Genomic DNA, 23,796 nt, shown 5'->3' on the forward strand with positions numbered 1-23,796 from the left:
TAGTGCATCTAACTTTACAGCTTACCAACCGAACAGGCTTATGTCCACTGGGTTCGTGCCTTCATCCGTTTCCACGGTGTGCGTCACCCGGCAACCTTGGGCAGCAGCGAAGTCGAGGCATTTCTGTCCTGGCTGGCGAACGAGCGCAAGGTTTCGGTCTCCACGCATCGTCAGGCATTGGCGGCCTTGCTGTTCTTCTACGGCAAGGTGCTGTGCACGGATCTGCCCTGGCTTCAGGAGATCGGAAGACCTCGGCCGTCGCGGCGCTTGCCGGTGGTGCTGACCCCGGATGAAGTGGTTCGCATCCTCGGTTTTCTGGAAGGCGAGCATCGTTTGTTCGCCCAGCTTCTGTATGGAACGGGCATGCGGATCAGTGAGGGTTTGCAACTGCGGGTCAAGGATCTGGATTTCGATCACGGCACGATCATCGTGCGGGAGGGCAAGGGCTCCAAGGATCGGGCCTTGATGTTACCCGAGAGCTTGGCACCCAGCCTGCGCGAGCAGCTGTCGCGTGCACGGGCATGGTGGCTGAAGGACCAGGCCGAGGGCCGCAGCGGCGTTGCGCTTCCCGACGCCCTTGAGCGGAAGTATCCGCGCGCCGGGCATTCCTGGCCGTGGTTCTGGGTTTTTGCGCAGCACACGCATTCGACCGATCCACGGAGCGGTGTCGTGCGTCGCCATCACATGTATGACCAGACCTTTCAGCGCGCCTTCAAACGTGCCGTAGAACAAGCAGGCATCACGAAGCCCGCCACACCGCACACCCTCCGCCACTCGTTCGCGACGGCCTTGCTCCGCAGCGGTTACGACATTCGAACCGTGCAGGATCTGCTCGGCCATTCCGACGTCTCTACGACGATGATTTACACGCATGTGCTGAAAGTTGGCGGTGCCGGAGTGCGCTCACCGCTTGATGCGCTGCCGCCCCTCACTAGTGAGAGGTAGGGCAGCGCAAGTCAATCCTGGCGGATTCACTACCCCTGCGCGAAGGCCATCGGTGCCGCATCGAACGGCCGGTTGCGGAAAGTCCTCCCTGCGTCCGCTGATGGCCGGCAGCAGCCCGTCGTTGCCTGATGGATCCAACCCCTCCGCTGCTATAGTGCAGTCGGCTTCTGACGTTCAGTGCAGCCGTCTTCTGAAAACGACAATGGAGGTGGTAGCCGAGGGTGTGGAAACACCCGACTGCCTTGCGTGGTTGCGGCAGGCGGGTTGCGACACGGTGCAGGGTTTCCTGTTCGCCAGGCCGATGCCGGCGGCGGCCTTCGTCGGCTTCGTCAACCAATGGAGGAACACCACCATGAACGCCAATGAACCGAGCACCAGTTGCTGCGTGTGCTGCAAGGAAATCCCGCTCGATGCCGCCTTCACGCCGGAAGGGGCCGAGTACGTGGAGCATTTCTGCGGGCTGGAGTGCTATCAGCGCTTCCAGGCGCGGGCCAGCACTGCGACCGAAACCAGCGTCAAACCGGACGCTTGTGATTCGCCGCCGTCAGGTTGAGGCATACCCTAACCTGGCGTCAGATCGTCGGGCGCGGAAGCGTCAGAATAGGGTTGCCTTGCGACTTGTTTGACATGCGCCGTCAAGGGTTATAGATTTCTTCCTGACACATTTCCCTCAGGAGGATACCTTGCACGGTCAGCGCATCGGTTACGTCCGCGTCAGCAGCTTCGACCAGAACCCGGAACGGCAACTGGAACAGATTCCGGTGGACAAGGTGTTCACCGACAAGGCGTCGGGCAAGGACACACGGCGGCCCGAACTGGAACGGCTGCTCGCCTTCGTGCGCGAAGGCGACACGGTGGTGGTGCACAGCATGGATCGTCTGGCGCGCAACCTCGACGACCTGCGCCGCCTGGTGCAGAGCCTCACCCAGCGCGGCGTGCGCATTGAGTTCGTCAAGGAACACCTGATCTTTACCGGCGAGGACTCGCCGATGGCGAACCTGATGCTTTCGGTGATGGGCGCATTCGCCGAGTTCGAGCGCGCCCTGATCCGCGAGCGTCAGCGTGAGGGTATTGCGCTCGCCAAACAACGCGGAGCTTACCGTGGCAGGAAGAAATCCCTGTCGTCTGAGCGTATTGCCGAACTGCGCCAACGTGTCGCCGCTGGCGAGCAAAAGACCAAGCTGGCTCGCGAATTCGGAATCAGTCGCGAAACCCTGTATCAATACTTGAGAACGGATCAGTAAATATGCCGCGTCGTTCAATCCTGTCCGCCGCCGAGCGGGAAAACCTGCTGGCGTTGCCGGACTCCAAGGACGACCTGATCCGACATTACACATTCAGCGATACCGACCTCTCGATCATCCGACAGCGGCGCGGGCCAGCCAATCGGCTGGGCTTCGCGGTGCAGCTCTGCTACCTGCGCTTTCCAGGCGTCATCCTGGGCGTCGATGAACCGCCGTTCCCGCCCTTGTTGAAGCTGGTCGCCGAGCAGATCAAGGTCGGCGTCGAAAGCTGGGACGAGTACGGCCAGCGGGAGCAGACCCGGCGCGAGCACCTGGTCGAGCTGCAAACCGTGTTCGGTTTCCGGCCCTTCACCATGAGCCATTACCGGCAGGCTGTCCAGATGATGACCGATCTGGCGATGCAAACCGACAAGGGCATCGTGCTGGCCAGCGCCTTGATCGAGCACCTGCGGCGGCAGTCGGTCATTCTGCCCGCGCTCAACGCCGTCGAGCGGGTGAGTGCCGAGGCGATCACCCGCGCCAACCGGCGCATCTACGACACCTTGGCCGAACCACTGGCGGACGCGCATCGCCGTCGCCTTGATGACTTGCTCAAGCGCCGGGACAACGGCAAGACGACCTGGTTGGCCTGGCTGCGCCAGTCACCGGCCAAGCCCAATTCGCGGCATATGCTCGAACACATCGAACGCCTCAAGGCGTGGCAGGCACTCGACCTGCCTTCCGGCATCGAGCGGCTGGTTCACCAGAACCGGCTGCTCAAGATCGCCCGCGAGGGTGGACAGATGACGCCCGCCGACCTGGCCAAGTTCGAGGCGCAGCGGCGCTACGCGACCCTGGTGGCGCTGGCCATCGAGGGCATGGCCACCGTCACCGACGAAATCATCGACCTGCACGACCGCATCCTGGGCAAGCTGTTCAATGCCGCCAAGAACAAGCATCAGCAGCAATTCCAGGCATCCGGCAAGGCCATCAACGCCAAGGTGCGGCTGTTCGGGCGCATCGGCCAGGCGCTGATCGAGGCCAAGCAATCGGGTCGCGATCCGTTCGCCGCCATCGAGGCCGTCATGTCCTGGGACGCCTTCGCCGAGAGCGTCACCGAAGCGCAGAAGCTCGCGCAGCCCGAGGATTTCGATTTCCTGCACCGCATCGGCGAGAACTACGCCACGCTGCGCCGCTACGCGCCGGAATTCCTTGCCGTGCTCAAGCTGCGGGCCGCGCCCGCCGCCAAGGACGTGCTCGACGCCATCGAAGTGCTGCGCGGCATGAACAGCGACAACGCCCGCAAGGTGCCCGCCGACGCGCCGACCGACTTCATCAAGCCACGCTGGCAGAAGCTGGTGATGACCGACACCGGCATCGACCGGCGTTACTACGAGCTGTGCGCACTATCGGAGCTGAAGAACGCACTGCGCTCGGGCGACATCTGGGTGCAGGGATCGCGCCAGTTCAAGGACTTCGAGGACTACCTGGTGCCGCCCGCGAAATTCGCCAGCCTCAAGCTGGCCAGCGAATTGCCGCTGGCCGTGGCCACCGACTGCGATCAGTACCTGCATGAACGGCTGACGCTACTGGAAACGCAGCTTGCCACCGTCAACCGCATGGCAGCGGCCAATAACCTGCCGGATGCCATCATCACCGAGTCGGGCCTGAAGATCACGCCGCTGGATGCGGCGGTGCCCGACACCGCGCAGGCCCTGATCGACCAGACGGCGATGATCCTGCCGCACGTCAAGATCACCGAACTGCTGCTGGAGGTGGACGAGTGGACAGGCTTTACCCGTCACTTCGCACACCTGAAGTCAGGCGACCTGGCCAAGGACAGGAACCTGCTGCTGACTACGATCCTGGCCGACGCGATCAACCTGGGCCTGACCAAGATGGCCGAGTCCTGCCCCGGCACGACCTACGCCAAGCTCGCCTGGCTGCAAGCCTGGCACATCCGCGACGAAACTTACTCGACGGCGCTGGCCGAGCTGGTCAACGCGCAGCTCCGCCACCCGTTCGCCGAGCATTGGGGCGACGGCACCACGTCATCGTCAGACGGCCAGAATTTTCGCACCGGCAGCAAAGCCGAGAGCACCGGCCACATCAACCCGAAATACGGCAGCAGCCCAGGGCGGACGTTCTACACCCACATCTCCGACCAGTACGCGCCGTTCCACACCAAGGTGGTCAATGTCGGCGTGCGTGACTCGACCTACGTCCTCGACGGGCTGCTGTACCACGAATCCGACCTGCGCATCGAGGAGCACTACACCGACACGGCAGGCTTCACCGATCACGTCTTCGCGCTGATGCACCTCTTGGGCTTCCGCTTCGCCCCGCGCATCCGCGACCTGGGCGACACCAAGCTCTACATCCCGAAGGGTGATGCCACCTACGAGGCATTGAAACCGATGATCGGCGGCACCCTCAACATCAAGCACGTCCGCGCCCATTGGGACGAAATCCTGCGGCTGGCCACGTCGATCAAGCTGGGGACGGTGACGGCCTCCCTCATGCTCAGGAAGCTCGGCAGCTACCCGCGCCAGAACGGCCTGGCCGTCGCGCTGCGCGAGTTGGGCCGCATTGAGCGCACGCTGTTCATCCTGGACTGGCTGCAAAGCGTCGAGCTGCGCCGCCGCGTGCATGCCGGGCTGAACAAGGGCGAGGCGCGCAACGCGCTGGCCCGTGCCGTGTTCTTCAACCGCCTTGGTGAAATCCGTGACCGCAGTTTCGAGCAGCAGCGCTACCGCGCCTCCGGCCTCAATCTGGTAACGGCCGCCATCGTGTTGTGGAATACGGTCTATCTGGAGCGGGCCGCGAACGCCCTGCGTGTCCACGGCCAGACTGTTGATGACGGCCTATTGCAGTATCTGTCGCCGCTGGGCTGGGAACACGTCAACCTGACCGGCGATTACCTCTGGCGCAACAGCGCCAAGATCGGCGCAGGCAAGTTCAGGCCGCTACGGCCACTGCATCCGGCTTAGCGTGCTTTATTTAATGAGATGGTCACTCCCTCCTTCCCAGTACTATGCTGAGGACAGGCTTTCATTCGGAGAACCATCATGGAAAACATTGCGCTTATTGGTATCGATCTGGGTAAGAACTCTTTCCATATTCATTGTCAGGATCATCGTGGGAAGGCCGTTTACCGTAAAAAATTCACCCGACCAAAGCTAATCGAATTTCTGGCGACATGCCCGGCAACAACCATCGCGATGGAAGCCTGTGGCGGTTCTCACTTTATGGCACGCAAGCTGGCAGAGTTAGGGCATTTTCCAAAGCTGATATCACCGCAATTTGTCCGCCCATTCGTTAAAAGCAACAAAAATGACTTCGTTGATGCTGAAGCTATCTGTGAAGCAGCATCACGTCCATCTATGCGTTTCGTGCAGCCCAGAACCGAATCTCAGCAGGCAATGCGAGCTCTGCATCGTGTCCGTGAATCCCTGGTTCAGGATAAGGTGAAAACAACTAATCAGATGCATGCTTTTCTGCTGGAATTTGGTATCAGCGTTCCGCGAGGTGCTGCCGTTATTAGTCGACTGAGTACCCTTCTTGAGGACAGTAGTTTGCCTCTTTACCTCAGCCAGTTACTGCTGAAATTACAACAGCATTATCACTATCTTGTTGAGCAGATTAAAGATCTGGAATCTCAGTTGAAACGAAAGTTGGACGAAGATGAGGTTGGACAGCGCTTGCTGAGTATTCCCTGCGTTGGAACGCTGACTGCCAGTACTATTTCAACTGAGATTGGCGACGGGAAGCAGTACGCCAGCAGCCGTGACTTTGCGGCGGCAACAGGGCTGGTACCCCGACAGTACAGCACGGGAGGTCGGACGACATTGTTAGGGATTAGCAAGCGGGGCAACAAAAAGATCCGAACTTTGTTGGTTCAGTGTGCCAGGGTATTCATACAAAAACTGGAACACCAGTCTGGCAAGTTGGCCGACTGGGTCAGGGAGTTGTTGTGTCGGAAAAGCAACTTTGTCGTCACCTGTGCTCTGGCAAACAAGCTGGCCAGAATAGCCTGGGCACTGACGGCGCGACAGCAAACTTACGAAGCATAAAGGCAGAAATACACCAGTTTAAACAATCATTCATCTGGTTTTGCGAATACTGATATTGATGATACTAACGGCCCACCGGCCTGTTGAGGAACCTGTAAAACGGAAAGGCTCATTGAAGCCGTATATTTTCTGGAGGTTCATCAGGCGCGGAACTCATCGAGGCGCGGGAATAAAATCCCATTCAGACGCCGGATAGATTCAAGCAAGCCAACTTGTCGTCAAAATCGGTGTTGCAAAAACGGGAGTGACCATAGATTCGTTTTCTGAGACGACCCCGTTCAGATCGCCATGAACCCGCCGGTAACCGTATACGCCTCCGCTCAGTGAATAGGAGTCACGGATAAGCGTCAGCAGACGCTGGTTATCTTTATCACGCGCCGGGACCGGGTTGTGCTGCCACGCATAAAACCCGGCCCGGGCGACACTGAGGACCTGACACATCGTCATCACACCCCATACAGTGCGATGCTCATTGATAAAGCGGTACTTCAGTCGGGTTCCCTTGCAAAGTACCGCGCGGCCTTTTTCAGGATATCCCGTTCTTCTTCGGTGCGTTTTAGCTGCGCGCGTAGTTTCAGGATTTCGCTTTTGGCTTCCAGTAAATCCCGGGCATGTTGTTCGCTGTTATCAGGCTTGATAGCCCGTAGCCACTTGTAGAGGCTGTGCGCAGAAACACCCAGACGGTCGGATACTTCGGCAACGGAATAACCGCGTTCCGTTATCTGACGGACGGCTTCTTCCTTAAATTCAGGTGTAAATCGTGGTGTGCCCATATGCTCCCCCTGTGCTCCAACTACAGGGCAGGATCGTCTACCTGTGTGGGGTCAGTCCAGTCGTCACGCAGCGCGTGTCGGCAATCGCCATAAAAAGGGGAGTGTATGTCCAATTAAGGGCCAAAGGGGCCAGATGTCCAGATAAACCACATCACCGTACCGTTACCGGCCGTGTCGACATTGCCGTTATTGATCCCAGTGTTTGTAGAGGCTGCACCGTTGGTGAACCCCTCACTCCAACGCAGACGTGAGCAAATGCCATGGCGGGTTACGGTAGTTGACGGCGGGCGTAAAAGATCTTGGGGCACTGCATATGCATTGAGCGACTGATGGAGGGGTGAATGATACACTTCGGTTTGACTGCCTAGTGGTGAGCCCCCTGCTCAAACTGGGGGCGCTTGGCATGCCGTTGGCGCTACCCAGTTCAAACTGGCGAAGCGTATTCAGCAATTTCTGACACGATATTTTTCTGTTCTAGGCAACGGAACCATCAATCATCCAGATACATACCTGAAAAACAGATTTAGCAACTCCGATACCAACAACTCTGATCATGTTCATGTGATGTTACTCCCGGATCAATGGAGTCAGTAAAAGAATGGCACTGACTACCTTAGGAAGGGGCGTCAATCACATCACTATAATCGGATGATTACATTCTCCAATATCAAGGCCTCGGGGAGATTGAATAATTTTATGTGGCAGCAAATAGCATAATACATATTTTTAAGGGGGAGAGGAAAAATTGGAAAAACGTGATCTGTTTAAGAAAACCTTACTTAACTAAATGACAGAGTGCCAGAAAAATATTTTTTTACATATTTAATACATTTTCTCTTTATTGTGATAAACAATTGTGTCATTTTCCTGGGACGTGCGGGTAATCAACTCAGACAAGATCGGATGAAGAATATCCAGCTTCCTATAATATCTGCGCCAGACGACCTTTTTACATGTAAAAATTTGATGCGAGCGAATCTGTTGACTCAAATAATTTGACTGGAAGCCTAGTCGATGCGCAGTGGCTCACATTTAGCCGTAGTGGGATGGTGAGATACAAATAAATCGTTGTTGAGGTATAAATAATTTTGCTTTTTTTATTTTAACAATAATCGTAAGTTGTCAGTAGCAGAAAAGATGATTAATTATTACCTATGTGAGTGAAACCTGATTTATACAGTGGACCGGTGTTTTAATTCTGGTGAATAATAAAATTACGGCGGAGATGTTTTTATGGAAATAGTCGTATTATTACCATTGCTGGTAATGCTGATACTCGTTTTGCGAAATAAGCATATGATTCTGGCAGGACTGGCGGGCGGACTAACCGCGATGCTGGTTGGTGGCATCGGTTTTTCGCAGGCAAGTAAGATCGTTATGACATCAATTCCCGGGATGACGGGAATTATCACCCCGGTTATCTATTCTGCTGTGGCGCTGGTACTGGCTAAACTCGGTGGTTTTGAAGCGTTGCTCGGTCTGAGTCGCAGAGTGTTTGGCCGAAAGCAATATCTCATTGCGGCGGCGATTGTACTCACTCAGGCGTTGGCAACTTATGCCGCAGGGCTTGGGGCGGGTAATACCATGGTTACCGGGCCTCTTGCGCTGGCGATTGTAGGTGCCGTTCCACAGCTGATCGCGGGCATGGCAATTGTGACCGCCGCGAGCTTTATGACGTCACCTTCAGGGGCCGATGCGGCCGCTATTTCAAAAATTGCCAACGTTGAAATTGCAACTTATAGCGATACGATGTTCCCCATTACCGTCTGCTTGTGGGCTTTGGGAATGACTATCGCCGCATTCGGCGTCTGGAAAAGCGGAAGCGTCCTGCAGGATGAGGATACGACGTCCGATGTTACGCTGAAAGAACAGTTAATTAAGGTCGTGCCTCCCGTTTATTTTCTGATAGTCGTTGTGGCAGGAAAAAACTTGAATGAGTTATTCGATTATTCGCTATTTAACCCGATATTTAATATGTTCAGTACGTTGATGCTGGGTTTTGCAGTAACACGTCAACCTCCCGGTAAGCTGGCTGAAGAACTGGTACAGAACTCTTCTTTCCTGCTAACAAAACTGTTCGCAATTGGCATTTTCCTAGGTTTTATCAACATCCTAGCGGAAATTGGTACGTTCACCTACATTGCTGAATTTATTAAATCATCACCCGCCTTTGTTACTGTACCCGTGGCTGTATTTATTGCCTTTTGCATCTCGATTCCGGCAGGAGGATACAGCGTGGGGGTCAGTACCCTTGTCATGCCGATTATGGTGGAGTCCGGGCTTTCTATTACACAAATTGGTCTGGCGGCACTTGCTGTAGGTGTGGGCACGCAAATGAGCCCGGTTCAAATCAACGTGGCTTCACTGTCACAGTCATTCAAGCTGGATATTCAGCGAATTGTTAAAATTAATGCACCTTATATGGCTGGCGTTGCGGCGATACTGTGCATCATGGGATTCTTCTTATAAAACATCTTACAAAACTTGCTGTCCCTGGAATCTGAAAAAGAGGAAATACACTATGCAAAAAGTTGAAGTGTTCCGTATTCCAACTGCATCACCGGATGATGTATCTGGTCTGAAAAATTTGATTGAGAATGGTCGTGTTGATCCACGCAATATTATTGCGGTATTGGGTAAAACTGAAGGGAATGGTTGCGTTAACGACTTTACCCGCGGTTTTGCAACGCAAAGCCTCTCTATCTTCATGGCTGAGCAATTAGATATGTCCGTCAGCGCCGTACAGGAGCGGATCGCATTTGTCATGTCAGGCGGCACGGAAGGCGTAATGTCGCCCCATCTGACGGTGTTTACCCGCAAAGAGGTGGATCAACCCGCAAAGGAAGGTAAACGTCTGGCAGCCGGTATTGCCTTTACCCGGGATTTTCTCCCAGAAGAAATTGGCAGAATGGCGCAGGTGAAAGAAGTCGCTGAAGGGGTGCGTATTGCGATGAAAGATGCTGGCATTACCGATCCGCAGGATGTTCATTTTGTGCAAATCAAGTGTCCTTTACTGACGGCAGATCGTATTGAGGACGCCAGAGTGCGCGGTCAAACCGTTGCTGTTCATGATACGTATAAATCAATGGCCTACTCCAGAGGGGCATCCGCCCTCGGCGTCGCGCTGGCCCTCGGTGAAGTGTCAGAAGATGCGTTGAACGATAAGGTCATTTGTCAGGACTGGACGCTTTATTCCGGTGTGGCGTCTACTTCGGCAGGTGTGGAACTTCTGAAGGATGAAATTATTGTTATCGGAAACGCTGAAAATACGGCCAGCGATCTGCGCATCGGGCATGCGGTGATGCAGGATGCTATTGATATCGATGCCCTGTTTACCGCTATGCGTGAAGCCGGTCTTGAATTTGACGGTCTGCCGCCGCAGGAAGAGCTGGATCGGATCGTAAATGTGTTGGCCAAGGCTGAAGCAAGCTCCACAGGAACGGTGCGGGGAAGAAGAAATACGATGCAGGACGACTCTGATATCAACCATACCCGCTCGGCCCGGGCCGTGGTCAATGCGGCCATTGCCGCGATAATACGTGACCCGCTCGTGTACGTCTCCGGGGGGGCCGAGCATCAGGGGCCAGATGGCGGCGGTCCCATTAGCGTAATCGCGAAAGTGTAAGCAGCCTGGCAAGGGGGAACGAGCGGTTAATCACGCTCACTCCTGCGCCAGAACAACCGTGGGGCGGCCCTGCCCGGGCAGGGAGCGAGCCGGACCTGGTTTTACGATGAAAGGTGATGCACATGAATAACCACTTTGTCGGAATTGATGAGAGGCCCCCGTTTCCATCTTTGCTGTTAATGGGGATTCAGCACGTGCTGGTGCTGTTCTCAGGTCTGGCAGCCGTACCGTTGGTGGTGGGCATGGCGCTTGGTCTGCCCAGTACGGATATTACTGTTCTGGTCCAGGGCAGCTTGATTGTTAGCGGTATTGGTACACTGATTCAATGTCTTGGTTTAGGACATCTGGGATCCCGGTTACCCATTTGCATGGGCTCGGCGTTTGTCTTCATTGCACCCAGTATCACGGTGGGGTCGCAGATGGGGATCCAGGCCGTGTTTGGCGCATCCATGGTGTGCGGGCTTGTCGCCTGGATCCTCAGCTTTTTTATTGGAAGAGTGCAGAAGCTGATTCCTCCGCTGGTGACCGGAACCATTGTTTCACTGATTGGTATCAAGCTGCTGCCGCTGGGATTCACCTGGCTTGCTGGTGGGCATAGTGAACTTTATGGCAAGCCGGTATGTTTTCTGATCGGAGGTATTGTGCTGGTGGCATTGCTGGTTGCCAGCCAGTCGCGAAAAGGTCTGTTATCATCGTTTTCCGTCATTATTGCCATTATGCTGGGATATGTTGTATCGGCACTGCTCGGCATTCTTGACCTTCACCACGTGCAGGATGCTTCCTGGGTCTCTTTTCCTGATTTGCTGCATTTTGGCTGGCCGACTTTTTCGTATTCGGCCATTGTCATCATGATGATTGCTCAACTTACCGCCGTACTGGAAAGCATTGGTAATACATACGGTACGGGAGCGGCGGTACGCAGAGAGATCACACATAAGCATTTGTCTGGCGCAATTTCAGTCGATGGTATCGGCTCGATTGTCGCGCCGCTGCTTAACGGTTTTCCTCTGACCTGTTTTGCCCAGAATATCGGGGTCATCAGTATCACTCGCGTGGCAAGCCGCTATGTGGTTGCCGCAGCGGGCGTCGTTCTGATTGCACTTGGGTTGATTCCCAAATTTTCAGCCCTGGTCGCGGGAATGCCGGCACCGGTGCTCGGTGGAGCGTCTCTGATTATGTTCGGCTCTATCGTCGGGTCAGGCGTCGCCCAGATTAAGGATTCAGGACCGTTCGACCAGCGCGCAGCCATGATTTTTTCAACCTCTCTCGCACTCGGACTGGGGTTTGGCCTGGCGCCGAAAGACGCTTTTGATGCCTTTTCACCATCGCTGGCCGTGCTCCTGGAGTCGGGCGTGGCGATTGGTGGAATGGCGGCAATTATATTGAATCTGGTTCTTCCGCGATCACCTGAACCATCCGTCAGCTGAAAAACGCGAGGGTTGAAGTTTATATATTTAATTCATTGTGCGCTTTTATTGAATTGTTCTGACGTATAAAATATTTTTTATTATTTCAGTCTTTGGCAGGTATTTATCTGACCAGTGGAAGGCGGGTGCTTATTTCTTTTTACTGGTGGTGAAAGTAAAGTTTAATCATTATCGGAAATTCTCCGGTTGAGGTGAAATATGACATCTTTAACACTGGTTCCCGTTACGGCGGGGTATTTGGCTATTGACCGCCTGAACGATGCCGGGAGTCAAAAAATAAATATTCACAGCTGTTTTACAAATACGATGAATTTATTGTTGCCTGATGGCGAATTACTGATGCTGGCCTCGGGGCACACCGGTTTAAATCATCCTGATGCTATTATTGTTAGCGTACCGGCGAGCTGGGACTGGCGTTGTACCGGGCGCGCGGGGATTACGTTCGGTGACGGTATATTCAGTAACCTGGTTTGGCAAATGGATATACGCCATGTTCAACGCTGGCGGCAAACAGACTTATATCCATTGATAATTACGGAATCTGAAAGGAAATATACGTTTCTTGCTGAGCAATTAAAAATGTACAGTCAGCGATATCCGGTTAAAAGTGCGATTATGCTGTTACCCGATAATATGGCTCAACAGGTAAATCGACCATTGCGCGAAGTAAATATCACCATTGAAGATAATGAGCAGCAGATTAGCCAACTGGTTGACAGATTAATTGGTTTTGGTTTCGGTCTGACACCCGATGGCGACGATTATCTTCTAGGATATCTCGCTGCCATCTCTTTCTTGCCACAGGACATTATTGCGCGGCAGCGACGGGCGCTTACCCGAATTATTTTATCGAGGCTGGATCGTACCAATGATATTAGCCGGCATTATCTGAAGCGCGCGACGGAGGGCCATTTTTCTGAAGCGATTTGTCAGCTGCTGACGCGCTTATCGGTGCCCTTTTCGCCTTCGCCTCTTGCGGCGGCGGCGACAGCTGTCATGCGGTTTGGCGCCTCTTCTGGAGTCGATTGTCTGGCTGGATTACTTCATGGCATGCGTGCGTCAACCCGCATTCATTAAGGCATAACACGATGTATTTTACCGGAGGGATTTTCCCTCTTACGACTAATTGTTGCTGATTTCTTATGGCAATGGCGAATGAACAGGTAGCCTACATGAAAGTACTACACGGTATTTTTAAAAATCTTTATCAGGATTCCGTTTCCCTAATGCAGGTTTCCGCAAGCATCATCAATTTGCCTGGTATTAAGCAGGCATCCGTTGTGATGGGAAGTGAGACCAATCTTATTCAATTAAGAGACGCAAGGCTGGGCGACAATATTGCTGCAGGTCCTAACGATCTTATTATTGCGATTATGGGGGAAGATGAGGCCTGCGAGCAGGCACTGGCACTGGCGAAGGAGAAACTTAACAGTAAGCCGCAGGCTGATACAGAAGCCGGGAGAAGGCTGGTACAGTTTACCAGCTTGGCTATGGCGGCTGAACAGGATCCAGAGGCTAATTTGGCGCTGATCTCCGTTCCCGGCGATTATGCTGCCGCCGAGGCAATCAAAGCTATTGAGCTCGGTATGCATGTCATGCTGTTTAGTGACAATGTGAGTCTCGCCGAGGAAAAAGCGATCAAAACCCTTGCTCGGCAGAAAAATCGGTTGGTGATGGGGCCTGATTGCGGTACGGCGATTGTTAATGGGATCCCGCTGGGGTTTGCTAACGTTGTCCGCAGAGGGGGTATTGGCATTGTTGGTGCTTCCGGCACGGGGTTGCAGGAAGTCACCTGCCGCATTGATCAATTGGGCGGAGGGATTTCCCAGGCGTTAGGGACCGGTGGCCATGATTTACACGAGGAAATTGGTGGTATCAGCATGCTGATGGGGCTGAATGCCCTGGCGGAAGATGATGAGACGCAGGTGATTGTCCTTATTTCCAAACCGCCAGCCTATGACGTTGCGGAAAGGGTTCTCACCCAAGCGCAGAAAGCAGGAAAACCCGTTGTTGTAAACTTTTTAGGTGCTGCACCGCAGAGCGTTACGCGGCCAGGTGTTGTTGCCGCATTAACGCTGGCAGAGGCCGCTGAACTGGCTATGTCGTTTGTTGCGCCAGAGTCCGCTCAGCAGGCGCAGTCATCAGCATGCTGTACTGAAGATGAATTTATTCAAAAGCAAACGCAGATTAACGGCGCCGATAATTCACGTAGATATATACGGGGCGTTTTTGCGGGCGGAACATTTTGTTATGAAAGTCAGTTAATTTGCCAGCGTAATGGTATAACCGCCCATTCTAATACGCCAATAAAAGGAAACTTAGCGCTAAATAATATCTGGCAGAGTGAGGGGCATACCTTAATTGATATGGGGGATGATGATTTCACCCGCGGCCGTCCACACCCCATGATCGACCCGACGCTGCGTAATCAGCGGATTATCGCTGAAATTAACGATCCGCAAACGGCGGTTGTGCTTTTTGATCTTGTTCTTGGCTATGGCGCAGCACCGGAGCCAGCCGAAGAATTACTGAAACTGCTCAATGCTACCAACAGAGCGGCCAGCCCGTTATTAATAGCCCATGTTTGTGGAACACAGAGCGATCCACAACAGCGTAGCGTGCAAATTGGCGCCTTGAGACGCTATGGCGTTCTGGTTGCTGACAGCAACGCTCAGGCTACATGCTGGGCCGCCAGCGCAGTAAATAATCTGGGAAATAAATAAGGAACTGATATGAACTCATTATTTTCTCAGTCACTTAATGTGATTAACGAAGGCCTTGCCAGTTTTGCCGATAATATCAGGCAAGCCGGGGGAGAGGTCATTCCTTTGAACTGGCAGCCGCCCGCTGAAGGGGATCGTTTTACCGGGCTGGCTCTCGCGGGGCTTATTAACCATCCCGTCGTGGAGCACGCCAATCAGGTGGCAATGGGGCGCTATCTTGACGCTCAACCGGTATTAGTGGATGTCCTGACCGCGGCTGAGGCGATTCCGGCAATGGCGGAACAAAAATTAATTCTGCATGCCGGTCCCCCTATCACTTGGGAAGAGATGTGCGGGCCGGTCAAGGGTGCCATTATCGGCGCAATATTGTTTGAAGGCTGGGCGGCAAGTAAAGATGCGGCATTACGTTTGGTTCTTAATGGCGAAATTGCCCTTGCTCCGTGCCACCATTACGACGCCGTTGGCCCTATGGCCGGCGTTATTAGTCCTTCGATGCCGTTGTGGGTAATCGAAAATAAAACTAACGGTAAGCGCGCCTTCAGTAACTTTAATGAAGGCTTGGGCAAAGTTTTACGCTTTGGGGCGAACAATGAAGAAGTCCTGGAGCGCTTAACATGGATATCGCAGGAATTAGGCCCGGTAATGAAAGCGGCGGTGTGCCAGCTGGGTGAGCTTGAACTAAAACCCATAATGGCTCAAGCGTTGCATATGGGGGATGAGGTACACAACCGTAATGCCGCCGCGACGGGGCTGCTAATTAAGCGTTTATTTCCCGCGCTGCTGATATGTAACTTACCGAACGTCCAGCTTCAGAAGGTCGTGTCATTTATTTCTGGCAACGATCACTTCTTCCTGAATCTTTCTATGGCGGCAAGTAAGTCGATGATGGATGCCGCCGCTAATGTGCCATTCAGCTCACTGGTGACTGTTATGGCACGCAATGGCGTCAACTTCGGTATTCGGATCTCGGGTCTTGGTGACCAGTGGTTTCAGGCGCCGGCCAATCCGGTAGAAGGGCTATTTTTCCCTGGCTATAGCGTAGAAGACGCCGCGGCTGATCTGGGAGATAGCGCCATTACTGAAACCGCAGGCGTGGGTGGCTTTGCGATGGCATCTTCCCCGGCCATCGTTAAATTTGTGGGGGGAACCCCCGCTGATGCAACTGAAAATAGCCGACGCATGCAGTTTATTACCGTGGGCTCAAACCCTGCGTTTACTCTACCCGCCCTGAACTTTTCACCGACCGCGGCAGGTATCGACGCGCGTAAAGTTGTGGATCGCAGCATATTACCGATTATCAACACCGGTATCGCCCATAAGGAAGCTGGCGTTGGCCAGATTGGCGCCGGAATCACCACGGCTCCGATGGCCTGCTTTAGTGCAGCGATTCGGGCTCTTGCGCAAAAGCTCACTGAGGAGAATCCCGAATGAGTAAACCTTTAGCCGTTGTGGCCGTGGGCGGAAATGCGCTCATTGCCGATGACAAGCGTAATAGTATTGATGAACAGTATGCGTGTGTCACTGATTCCGTTCGCTATCTTTGCGATATGATCGAGGTCGGTTGGGAAATGTTGTTAACTCATGGCAACGGGCCACAGGTCGGCTTCATTCTGCGTCGTTCTGAAATATCCCGGGAGGAAGTCTCTCCGGTCCCCCTCGACTACGCGGTGGGTGATACGCAGGGAGCGATTGGTTATATGTTCCAGAAAGCGTTCAAAAATGAGCTGCAGCGGCGCGGTATTCACAAACCTATAGTCTCACTAGTGACGCAAACCCTTGTCGATAAAGATGATGCCGCGTTCAGCCACCCCTCAAAACCCATTGGCGCGTTTCTGGATCGCCATACCGCTATGCAGCGCCAGAAAGAGCTGGGCTGGACAATCATGGAGGACTCGGGGCGCGGCTGGAGACGTACCGTTCCATCACCTCAGCCACTGGAAATTATTGAGCTTGAAACCATTGCTCAGTTATTGCGTTACGGTTGTATTGTGATTGCCTGTGGCGGCGGCGGTATTCCCGTTGTTCGCGATCGTGATGGAATGTTGCATGGTGTAGAGGCGGTTGTTGATAAGGATTTAGCCTCAGCCCTGATAGCAGAAAAACTCCATGCCGAATTACTGCTGATATCCACTGGGGTTGAACAGGTTGCTGTCAACTTTGGTACGCCCGAGCAGCGGGGGATCGATAGCCTGACCATCGCTGAGGCTCAACAGTTGCTCAAAGAAGGGCAATTTGGAGAAGGAAGTATGCAACCCAAGGTCGAAGCGATTGTTGATTTTGTGTCGCGTAGCCAGTCGAAAGGGAGAAGTGCGAAGGGACTTATTACCAGTCCGAATGCCATTCACGCGGCTTTGCAGCATAAAACCGGTACCTGGATTGGAGAGGAGTAATCCGCTGCGGTAACCCTTAAATCCGCCGCGACTGCTATCCATGCTGATGACAATCGCGGCGTTTGCAGGAGGGGGGGATTTGCTCCTGCGACAAATCCTTGCAGCCTGGCGTCACGCTATCGGGTGCTGGCTTTTTCCATACTAAATCCCTTGTGTTATGTTTATAGATGTCACCATCATCTATGATTTACAGGCGACGATCAGAATCTGAGGTACTGCCGGGATAGCAACACAGGGAGAGAGAGATGTTCATTTCTGATGAAGTACTGCGCATAGTCCATCTGGTTGCCCACTATCAGAGCATTGCAACGGCCGCTGAACAGCTCAATAAAGTACCTTCGGCGTTAAGCTATACAATAAAAAAGCTGGAAGAAAGCCTCGGTGTGGAGTTATTCGAGCGTAAGGGACGAAACATCGGGCTAACTCCTTCAGGGGAGTACTTTATTCAACACAGTAAATCCATTCTCAACGATATTGATTCTTTATGTCGTAATACCACATTAATCCATACCGGGGTTGAACAAGAATTAACGGTAGCATTTAATAATATTGTGCCTAAAAATATTATTTCAGAATTTATTTCTGAATTTGAAAAAGCATTCGACTGTACGCAGTTGACAGTAAACACTGAAGTTTATAACGGCTGCTGGGACGCCATTTATCACAATCGTGCGGATGTGGTTGTTGGTGCCCCTCACTCCGTGCCATCCAGTGATGGGATAATAAGCGAACATGTTGGCTATATGGATTGGGATTTTGTTGTTGGTCCGCAACATGCGCTAGCTACTCACATTCGTCCATTAGAAAACAGAGAGTTACGTCAATATACTGCTGTTTGCATCCGGGATACGGCGACGAATTCTATCCCTCTTTATGCTTGGCATCTTGAGGGACAAAAAGCAGTATTTGTACCCGATCTTGAAATTGCTATTGCGCTGATAAAAAGCAATACCGCGATAGGATACCTTCCCCATCATTTAGCCAGACCACTACTGAACAACGGTAGCTTAATAAAGAAATCGATGCTTGAACATAAGCACGCGACGCAGTTATTTGTGGCCGCGAAAACGGATGGTTTGGGAGAAGCAGGCCGCTGGTGCCTTGAATACTGGCTGCGTCCGGATATTAAATTCAGGCTGAATGGTTAGGTTTGAATAAAAAGTCTTCCTCATTTTTACCCAGTAAATCTGTTGAACAAGGTATGTTATGATCTTGCTCTGTATCTGTGAACGAAATCTATTTTTACTCCCTGATAAAATTAATTGATAATATTATTAGAGTGCAAATATTTTCTATGCAATTCTTGTGGTTTCTAAGGTATTAGACTGTTATCACGCAAAAATTGCTACAGTTGTATATATGCATTTGTTTGGGTTGTTCAGGGCCAACATAAGAAGCTAGCGATAAAATCATAAAAATTTAGCATATTACTAATATCAAATCATGAGGAGCCGAGCTCATTATGGTTTCATTCTCATTGTATTTTTGATTGTAGTTAATGCCTATTAACGAAGGTGGCGAAAATATTTGCAATATTTAAAGATTCATAGGGATTTTTAGTTTGGTAATTTTTAATTGAAATATCTTATTTATATTATCCTGTAGCTGATGCGCTAGGACGATATAAAGTAATGGTGTTCACCAGAGAACACCATTTGACAAGTAGAGCAATCTATCATTTATACTGGTTAGTTTTTTTTTGCTTATCAGTATTTCTTGTGCTTTTGCTATTTCCCTTATTAGTTCGCTGGTTCCTTTGTTCCTGTTAAGCTGATTTGCATGATGATCGGCGTTAGCTTTATCATATTGATATTTATTTGTGTTTGACATGTTAAATTTCATTTATATTCAATACGGATTTTTATTGTACACTTGAATCAGGCACTGTTGCAAAGTTAGCGATGAGGCAGCCTTTTGTCTTATTCAAAGGCCTTACATTTCAAAAACTCTGCTTACCAGGCGCATTTCGCCCAGGGGATCACCATAATAAAATGCTGAGGCCTGGCCTTTGCGTAATGCACGCATCACCTCAATACCTTTGATGGTGGCGTAAGCCGTCTTCATGGATTTAAATCCCAGCGTGGCGCCGATTATCCGTTTCAGTTTGCCATGATCGCATTCAATCACGTTGTTCCGGTACTTAATCTGTCGGTGTTCAACGTCAGACGGGCACCGGCCTTCGCGTTTGAGCAGAGCAAGCGCGCGACCATAGGCGGGCGCTTTATCCGTGTTGATGAATCGCGGGATCTGCCACTTCTTCACGTTGTTGAGGATTTTACCCAGAAACCGGTATGCAGCTTTGCTGTTACGACGGGAGGAGAGATAAAAATCGACAGTGCGGCCCCGGCTGTCGACGGCCCGGTACAGATACGCCCAGCGGCCATTGACCTTCACGTAGGTTTCATCCATGTGCCACGGGCAAAGATCGGAAGGGTTACGCCAGTACCAGCGCAGCCGTTTTTCCATTTCAGGCGCATAACGCTGAACCCAGCGGTAAATCGTGGAGTGATCGACATTCACTCCGCGTTCAGCCAGCATCTCCTGCAGCTCACGGTAACTGATGCCGTATTTGCAGTACCAGCGTACGGCCCACAGAATGATGTCACGCTGAAAATGCCGGCCTTTGAATGGGTTCATGTGCAGCTCCATCAGCAAAAGGGGATGATAAGTTTATCACCACCGACTATTTGCAACAGTGCCCGTCGATGAGCCTCCGTTTCCGCCCCTGTTGCGCATGGTGGCCGCGCAACTCAAGATGCCAGTGGAAAGTTGGAGCGAGTACGGCCAGCGCGAACAGACACGGCGGGAGCACTTGGTCGAGCTGCAAACGGTTTTTGGGTTCAAGCCCTTCACCATGAGCCACTATCGGCAAGCCGTGCATACATTGACCGAGCTGGCCTTGCAGACCGACAAAGGCATCGTGCTGGCGAGCGCACTTGTCGAGAATCTGCGGCGGCAGAGCATTATCCTGCCCGCCATGAATGCCATCGAGCGCGCAAGCGCCGAGGCCATCACCCGTGCCAACCGACGCATTTACGCGGCGCTGACCGATTCTTTGTTATCACCCCACCGTCAGCGCCTGGACGAACTTCTCAAGCGCAAGGACGGCAGTAAAGTGACGTGGCTGGCATGGCTGCGCCAGTCGCCTGCCAAACCGAACTCTCGCCACATGCTCGAACATATTGAGCGCCTGAAATCCTGGCAAGCACTTGATCTGCCCGCAGGCATCGAGCGGCAGGTTCACCAGAACCGCCTGCTCAAAATCGCTCGTGAAGGTGGCCAGATGACGCCTGCTGATCTGGCAAAGTTCGAGGTGCAACGACGCTATGCCACGCTGGTAGCGCTGGCCATCGAAGGCATGGCCACCGTCACCGATGAAATCATCGACCTTCACGATCGCATCATCGGCAAGCTGTTCAACGCGGCCAAGAACAAGCATCAGCAGCAGTTCCAGGCTTCCGGCAAGGCGATCAACGACAAGGTGCGGATGTATGGGCGCATCGGTCAAGCGTTGATTGAGGCCAAGCAAAGCGGCAGCGATCCGTTCGCCGCCATCGAGGCCGTTATGCCCTGGGACACCTTCGCCGCCAGCGTCACCGAAGCGCAAACATTGGCGCGGCCTGCCGACTTTGATTTCCTGCACCACATCGGTGAAAGCTATGCCACGCTACGCCGCTACGCGCCGCAGTTCCTGGGCGTGCTCAAATTGCGGGCTGCGCCCGCCGCCAAGGGTGTGCTCGATGCCATCGACATGCTGCGCGGCATGAACAGCGACAGCGCGCGCAAGGTGCCCGCCGATGCGCCAACCGCATTCATCAAGCCGCGCTGGGCAAAGCTGGTTCTGACCGACGACGGCATCGACCGGCGTTACTACGAGTTATGCGCCCTGTCGGAGCTGAAGAACGCGCTGCGCTCCGGTGATGTCTGGGTGCAGGGTTCTCGCCAGTTCAAGGACTTCGACGAATACCTGGTGCCGGTCGAGAAGTTCGCCACTTTGAAGCTGGCCAGCGAATTGCCGCTGGCAGTGGCCACCGACTGCGACCAATACCTGCATGACCGGTTGGAATTGTTGGAGGCGCAACTCGCCACAGTCAACCGCATGGCTGCGGCCAACGACTTACCGGATGCCATCATCACCACCGCGTCAGGCCTGAAGATCACGCCGCTGGACGCGGCAGTACCAGACGCCGCGCAAGCCATGATCGACCAGACAGCTATGCTGCTGCCGCACCTCAAAATCACCGAGTTGCTGATGGAGGTCGATGAATGGACGGGCTTCACCCGCCACTTCACACACCTGAAGACCAGCGACACGGCCAAGGACAAAACCTTGCTGTTGACGACGATCCTGGCCGACGCGATCAACCTGGGTCTGACCAAAATGGCCGAGTCCTGCCCTGGCACCACCTACGCCAAGCTGTCTTGGCTGCAAGCCTGGCACATCCGCGATGAAACCTATTCGACGGCGCTGGCCGAGCTGGTGAATGCGCAGTTTCGGCAACCCTTCGCCGGCAACTGGGGTGACGGCACCACGTCATCGTCGGACGGCCAGAACTTCAGAACCGGCAGCAAAGCAGAAAGCACTGGTCATATCAACCCGAAGTATGGAAGCAGTCCAGGACGGACTTTCTACACCCATATCTCCGACCAGTACGCGCCCTTCAGTGCCAAGGTGGTCAACGTGGGCATTCGTGATTCAACTTACGTGCTTGATGGCCTGCTGTACCACGAGTCGGACTTGCGCATCGAGGAACACTACACCGACACGGCAGGCTTCACCGATCACGTGTTTGGCTTGATGCATTTGCTGGGATTTCGCTTCGCGCCGCGTATCCGTGACTTGGGCGAAACCAAGCTATTCATCCCCAAGGGCGATGCCGCCTATGACGCGCTCAAGCCGATGATTAGCAGCGACAGGCTGAACATCAAGCAAATACGCGCCCATTGGGATGAAATTCTGCGGCTGGCCACCTCCATCAAGCAAGGCACGGTAACGGCTTCGCTGATGCTGCGCAAACTCGGCAGCTACCCGCGCCAGAACGGCTTGGCCGTGGCGTTGCGCGAGCTGGGGCGCATCGAGCGCACGCTGTTCATTTTGGATTGGCTGCAAAGCGTGGAGCTGCGCCGCCGCGTCCATGCGGGGCTGAATAAGGGCGAGGCGCGCAACGCGCTGGCCAGGGCGGTCTTCTTCTACCGATTGGGTGAAATCCGCGACCGCAGTTTTGAGCAGCAGCGCTACCGGGCCAGCGGCCTCAATCTGGTGACGGCGGCCATCGTGTTGTGGAACACGGTATATCTGGAGCGTGCCACCAGTGCTTTGCGTGGCAACGGCACGGCGCTGGACGACACATTGTTGCAATATCTGTCGCCGCTGGGGTGGGAGCACATCAACCTGACCGGCGATTACCTATGGCGCAGCAGCGCCAAGGTCGGTGCGGGGAAGTTTAGGCCATTGCGACCGCTGCCACCGGCTTAGCGTGCTTTATTTAATGAGATGGTCACTCCCTCCTTCCCAGTACTATGCTGAGGACAGGCTTTCATTCGGAGAACCATCATGGAAAACATTGCGCTTATTGGTATCGATCTGGGTAAGAACTCTTTCCATATTCATTGTCAGGATCATCGTGGGAAGGCCGTTTACCGTAAAAAATTCACCCGACCAAAGCTAATCGAATTTCTGGCGACATGCCCGGCAACAACCATCGCGATGGAAGCCTGTGGCGGTTCTCACTTTATGGCACGCAAGCTGGCAGAGTTAGGGCATTTTCCAAAGCTGATATCACCGCAATTTGTCCGCCCATTCGTTAAAAGCAACAAAAATGACTTCGTTGATGCTGAAGCTATCTGTGAAGCAGCATCACGTCCATCTATGCGTTTCGTGCAGCCCAGAACCGAATCTCAGCAGGCAATGCGAGCTCTGCATCGTGTCCGTGAATCCCTGGTTCAGGATAAGGTGAAAACAACTAATCAGATGCATGCTTTTCTGCTGGAATTTGGTATCAGCGTTCCGCGAGGTGCTGCCGTTATTAGTCGACTGAGTACCCTTCTTGAGGACAGTAGTTTGCCTCTTTACCTCAGCCAGTTACTGCTGAAATTACAACAGCATTATCACTATCTTGTTGAGCAGATTAAAGATCTGGAATCTCAGTTGAAACGAAAGTTGGACGAAGATGAGGTTGGACAGCGCTTGCTGAGTATTCCCTGCGTTGGAACGCTGACTGCCAGTACTATTTCAACTGAGATTGGCGACGGGAAGCAGTACGCCAGCAGCCGTGACTTTGCGGCGGCAACAGGGCTGGTACCCCGACAGTACAGCACGGGAGGTCGGACGACATTGTTAGGGATTAGCAAGCGGGGCAACAAAAAGATCCGAACTTTGTTGGTTCAGTGTGCCAGGGTATTCATACAAAAACTGGAACACCAGTCTGGCAAGTTGGCCGACTGGGTCAGGGAGTTGTTGTGTCGGAAAAGCAACTTTGTCGTCACCTGTGCTCTGGCAAACAAGCTGGCCAGAATAGCCTGGGCACTGACGGCGCGACAGCAAACTTACGAAGCATAAAGGCAGAAATACACCAGTTTAAACAATCATTCATCTGGTTTTGCGAATACTGATATTG

14 protein-coding genes and 3 pseudogenes are annotated in these 23,796 nt (G+C 53.2%); 15 read left to right on the plus strand and 2 right to left on the minus strand.

The annotated features are described in order from the left end of the window. Positions 1-15 precede the first annotated feature (15 nt). The 5 genes and pseudogenes from intI1 to AC4OVU_RS24540 form a co-directional block, all read left to right on the plus strand. Positions 16-945: pseudogene (gene intI1 / locus AC4OVU_RS24520) on the plus strand (class 1 integron integrase IntI1); the annotation flags it as partial. Positions 946-1,147: 202 nt separating this feature from the next. Beyond that, positions 1,148-1,498: a DUF3330 domain-containing protein gene (locus AC4OVU_RS24525; protein ID WP_000454193.1), complete on the plus strand. Its 351-nt coding sequence runs from the start codon at positions 1,148-1,150 to the stop codon at positions 1,496-1,498. A gap of 130 nt (positions 1,499-1,628) precedes the next feature. Further along, positions 1,629-2,189 carry a recombinase family protein gene (locus AC4OVU_RS24530; RefSeq protein WP_052815327.1) on the plus strand — a complete coding sequence of 187 codons (561 nt, stop codon included), beginning with the start codon at positions 1,629-1,631 and terminating at the stop codon, positions 2,187-2,189. A 2-nt stretch (positions 2,190-2,191) separates the two neighbouring features. After that, entirely contained in the window at positions 2,192-5,158 is a 2,967-nt protein-coding gene (locus AC4OVU_RS24535) for a Tn3 family transposase (protein WP_415990307.1), read from the plus strand. 78 nt (positions 5,159-5,236) lie between these two features. Further along, positions 5,237-6,241, plus strand: a complete 1,005-nt coding sequence (locus AC4OVU_RS24540; protein WP_000427614.1) for an IS110-like element IS5075 family transposase — start codon at positions 5,237-5,239, stop codon at positions 6,239-6,241. A gap of 270 nt (positions 6,242-6,511) precedes the next feature. On the opposite strand, the pseudogene AC4OVU_RS24545 reads toward AC4OVU_RS24540, so the two are convergent. Further along, a pseudogene (locus tag AC4OVU_RS24545) lies at positions 6,512-7,014 on the minus strand (transposase); the annotation flags it as partial. A 1,233-nt stretch (positions 7,015-8,247) separates the two neighbouring features. Between AC4OVU_RS24545 and AC4OVU_RS24550 the strand changes: the two are divergent. The 8 genes from AC4OVU_RS24550 to AC4OVU_RS24585 all read left to right on the plus strand — a co-directional run bounded on the left by AC4OVU_RS24550 (position 8,248) and on the right by AC4OVU_RS24585 (position 18,327). Further along, on the plus strand, positions 8,248-9,483 hold the full coding sequence (locus tag AC4OVU_RS24550) for a hypothetical protein (RefSeq protein ID WP_180911155.1): 1,236 nt from the start codon (positions 8,248-8,250) through the stop codon (positions 9,481-9,483). A gap of 52 nt (positions 9,484-9,535) precedes the next feature. Next, on the plus strand, positions 9,536-10,639 hold the full coding sequence (atzD, locus tag AC4OVU_RS24555) for a cyanuric acid amidohydrolase (RefSeq protein ID WP_172740655.1): 1,104 nt from the start codon (positions 9,536-9,538) through the stop codon (positions 10,637-10,639). A 122-nt stretch (positions 10,640-10,761) separates the two neighbouring features. Beyond that, positions 10,762-12,066, plus strand: a complete 1,305-nt coding sequence (locus AC4OVU_RS24560; protein WP_180911154.1) for a uracil-xanthine permease family protein — start codon at positions 10,762-10,764, stop codon at positions 12,064-12,066. A 198-nt stretch (positions 12,067-12,264) separates the two neighbouring features. Next, a complete protein-coding gene (locus AC4OVU_RS24565) occupies positions 12,265-13,143 on the plus strand; it encodes an oxamate carbamoyltransferase subunit AllH family protein (protein WP_180911153.1) in 879 nt (292 codons plus the stop codon). A 95-nt stretch (positions 13,144-13,238) separates the two neighbouring features. Beyond that, positions 13,239-14,789: an acyl-CoA synthetase FdrA gene (gene fdrA / locus AC4OVU_RS24570; protein WP_024194858.1), complete on the plus strand. Its 1,551-nt coding sequence runs from the start codon at positions 13,239-13,241 to the stop codon at positions 14,787-14,789. A gap of 9 nt (positions 14,790-14,798) precedes the next feature. After that, complete coding sequence (locus AC4OVU_RS24575) at positions 14,799-16,220, plus strand: YlbE family protein (protein WP_172740657.1); 1,422 nt, start codon at positions 14,799-14,801, stop codon at positions 16,218-16,220. Continuing rightward, positions 16,217-17,179, plus strand: a complete 963-nt coding sequence (locus AC4OVU_RS24580) for a carbamate kinase (protein WP_172740658.1) — start codon at positions 16,217-16,219, stop codon at positions 17,177-17,179. Before AC4OVU_RS24575 ends, AC4OVU_RS24580 begins: the two co-directional genes overlap by 4 nt. A gap of 245 nt (positions 17,180-17,424) precedes the next feature. After that, complete coding sequence (locus AC4OVU_RS24585) at positions 17,425-18,327, plus strand: LysR substrate-binding domain-containing protein (protein WP_210673871.1); 903 nt, start codon at positions 17,425-17,427, stop codon at positions 18,325-18,327. 784 nt (positions 18,328-19,111) lie between these two features. Here AC4OVU_RS24585 and AC4OVU_RS24590 read toward each other — a convergent pair. Next, positions 19,112-19,816: an IS6-like element IS26 family transposase gene (locus tag AC4OVU_RS24590; protein WP_001067855.1), complete on the minus strand. Its 705-nt coding sequence runs from the start codon at positions 19,814-19,816 to the stop codon at positions 19,112-19,114. Between the two features lie 64 nt (positions 19,817-19,880). Between AC4OVU_RS24590 and AC4OVU_RS24595 the strand changes: the two are divergent. Further along, positions 19,881-22,655: pseudogene (locus AC4OVU_RS24595) on the plus strand (Tn3 family transposase); the annotation flags it as partial. Positions 22,656-22,733: 78 nt separating this feature from the next. Continuing rightward, positions 22,734-23,738, plus strand: a complete 1,005-nt coding sequence (locus tag AC4OVU_RS24600; protein WP_000427614.1) for an IS110-like element IS5075 family transposase — start codon at positions 22,734-22,736, stop codon at positions 23,736-23,738. Positions 23,739-23,796: the final 58 nt, after the last annotated feature.

The sequence above is a fragment of the Enterobacter sp. 6722112 genome (assembly GCF_058661685.1).

Excerpts from the sequence above, each read along its gene's own strand:
- AC4OVU_RS24525 (WP_000454193.1), top strand. The coding sequence starts at position 1,148 with ATGGAGGTGGTAGCCGAGGGTGTGGAAACACCCGACTGCCTTGCGTGG.
- AC4OVU_RS24535 (WP_415990307.1), top strand. The coding sequence starts at position 2,192 with ATGCCGCGTCGTTCAATCCTGTCCGCCGCCGAGCGGGAAAACCTGCTG.
- AC4OVU_RS24540 (WP_000427614.1), top strand. The coding sequence starts at position 5,237 with ATGGAAAACATTGCGCTTATTGGTATCGATCTGGGTAAGAACTCTTTC.
- AC4OVU_RS24550 (WP_180911155.1), top strand. The coding sequence starts at position 8,248 with ATGGAAATAGTCGTATTATTACCATTGCTGGTAATGCTGATACTCGTT.
- atzD (WP_172740655.1), top strand. The coding sequence starts at position 9,536 with ATGCAAAAAGTTGAAGTGTTCCGTATTCCAACTGCATCACCGGATGAT.
- AC4OVU_RS24560 (WP_180911154.1), top strand. The coding sequence starts at position 10,762 with ATGAATAACCACTTTGTCGGAATTGATGAGAGGCCCCCGTTTCCATCT.
- AC4OVU_RS24565 (WP_180911153.1), top strand. The coding sequence starts at position 12,265 with ATGACATCTTTAACACTGGTTCCCGTTACGGCGGGGTATTTGGCTATT.
- fdrA (WP_024194858.1), top strand. The coding sequence starts at position 13,239 with ATGAAAGTACTACACGGTATTTTTAAAAATCTTTATCAGGATTCCGTT.
- AC4OVU_RS24575 (WP_172740657.1), top strand. The coding sequence starts at position 14,799 with ATGAACTCATTATTTTCTCAGTCACTTAATGTGATTAACGAAGGCCTT.
- AC4OVU_RS24580 (WP_172740658.1), top strand. The coding sequence starts at position 16,217 with ATGAGTAAACCTTTAGCCGTTGTGGCCGTGGGCGGAAATGCGCTCATT.
- AC4OVU_RS24585 (WP_210673871.1), top strand. The coding sequence starts at position 17,425 with ATGTTCATTTCTGATGAAGTACTGCGCATAGTCCATCTGGTTGCCCAC.
- AC4OVU_RS24590 (WP_001067855.1), bottom strand. The coding sequence starts at position 19,816 with ATGAACCCATTCAAAGGCCGGCATTTTCAGCGTGACATCATTCTGTGG.
- AC4OVU_RS24600 (WP_000427614.1), top strand. The coding sequence starts at position 22,734 with ATGGAAAACATTGCGCTTATTGGTATCGATCTGGGTAAGAACTCTTTC.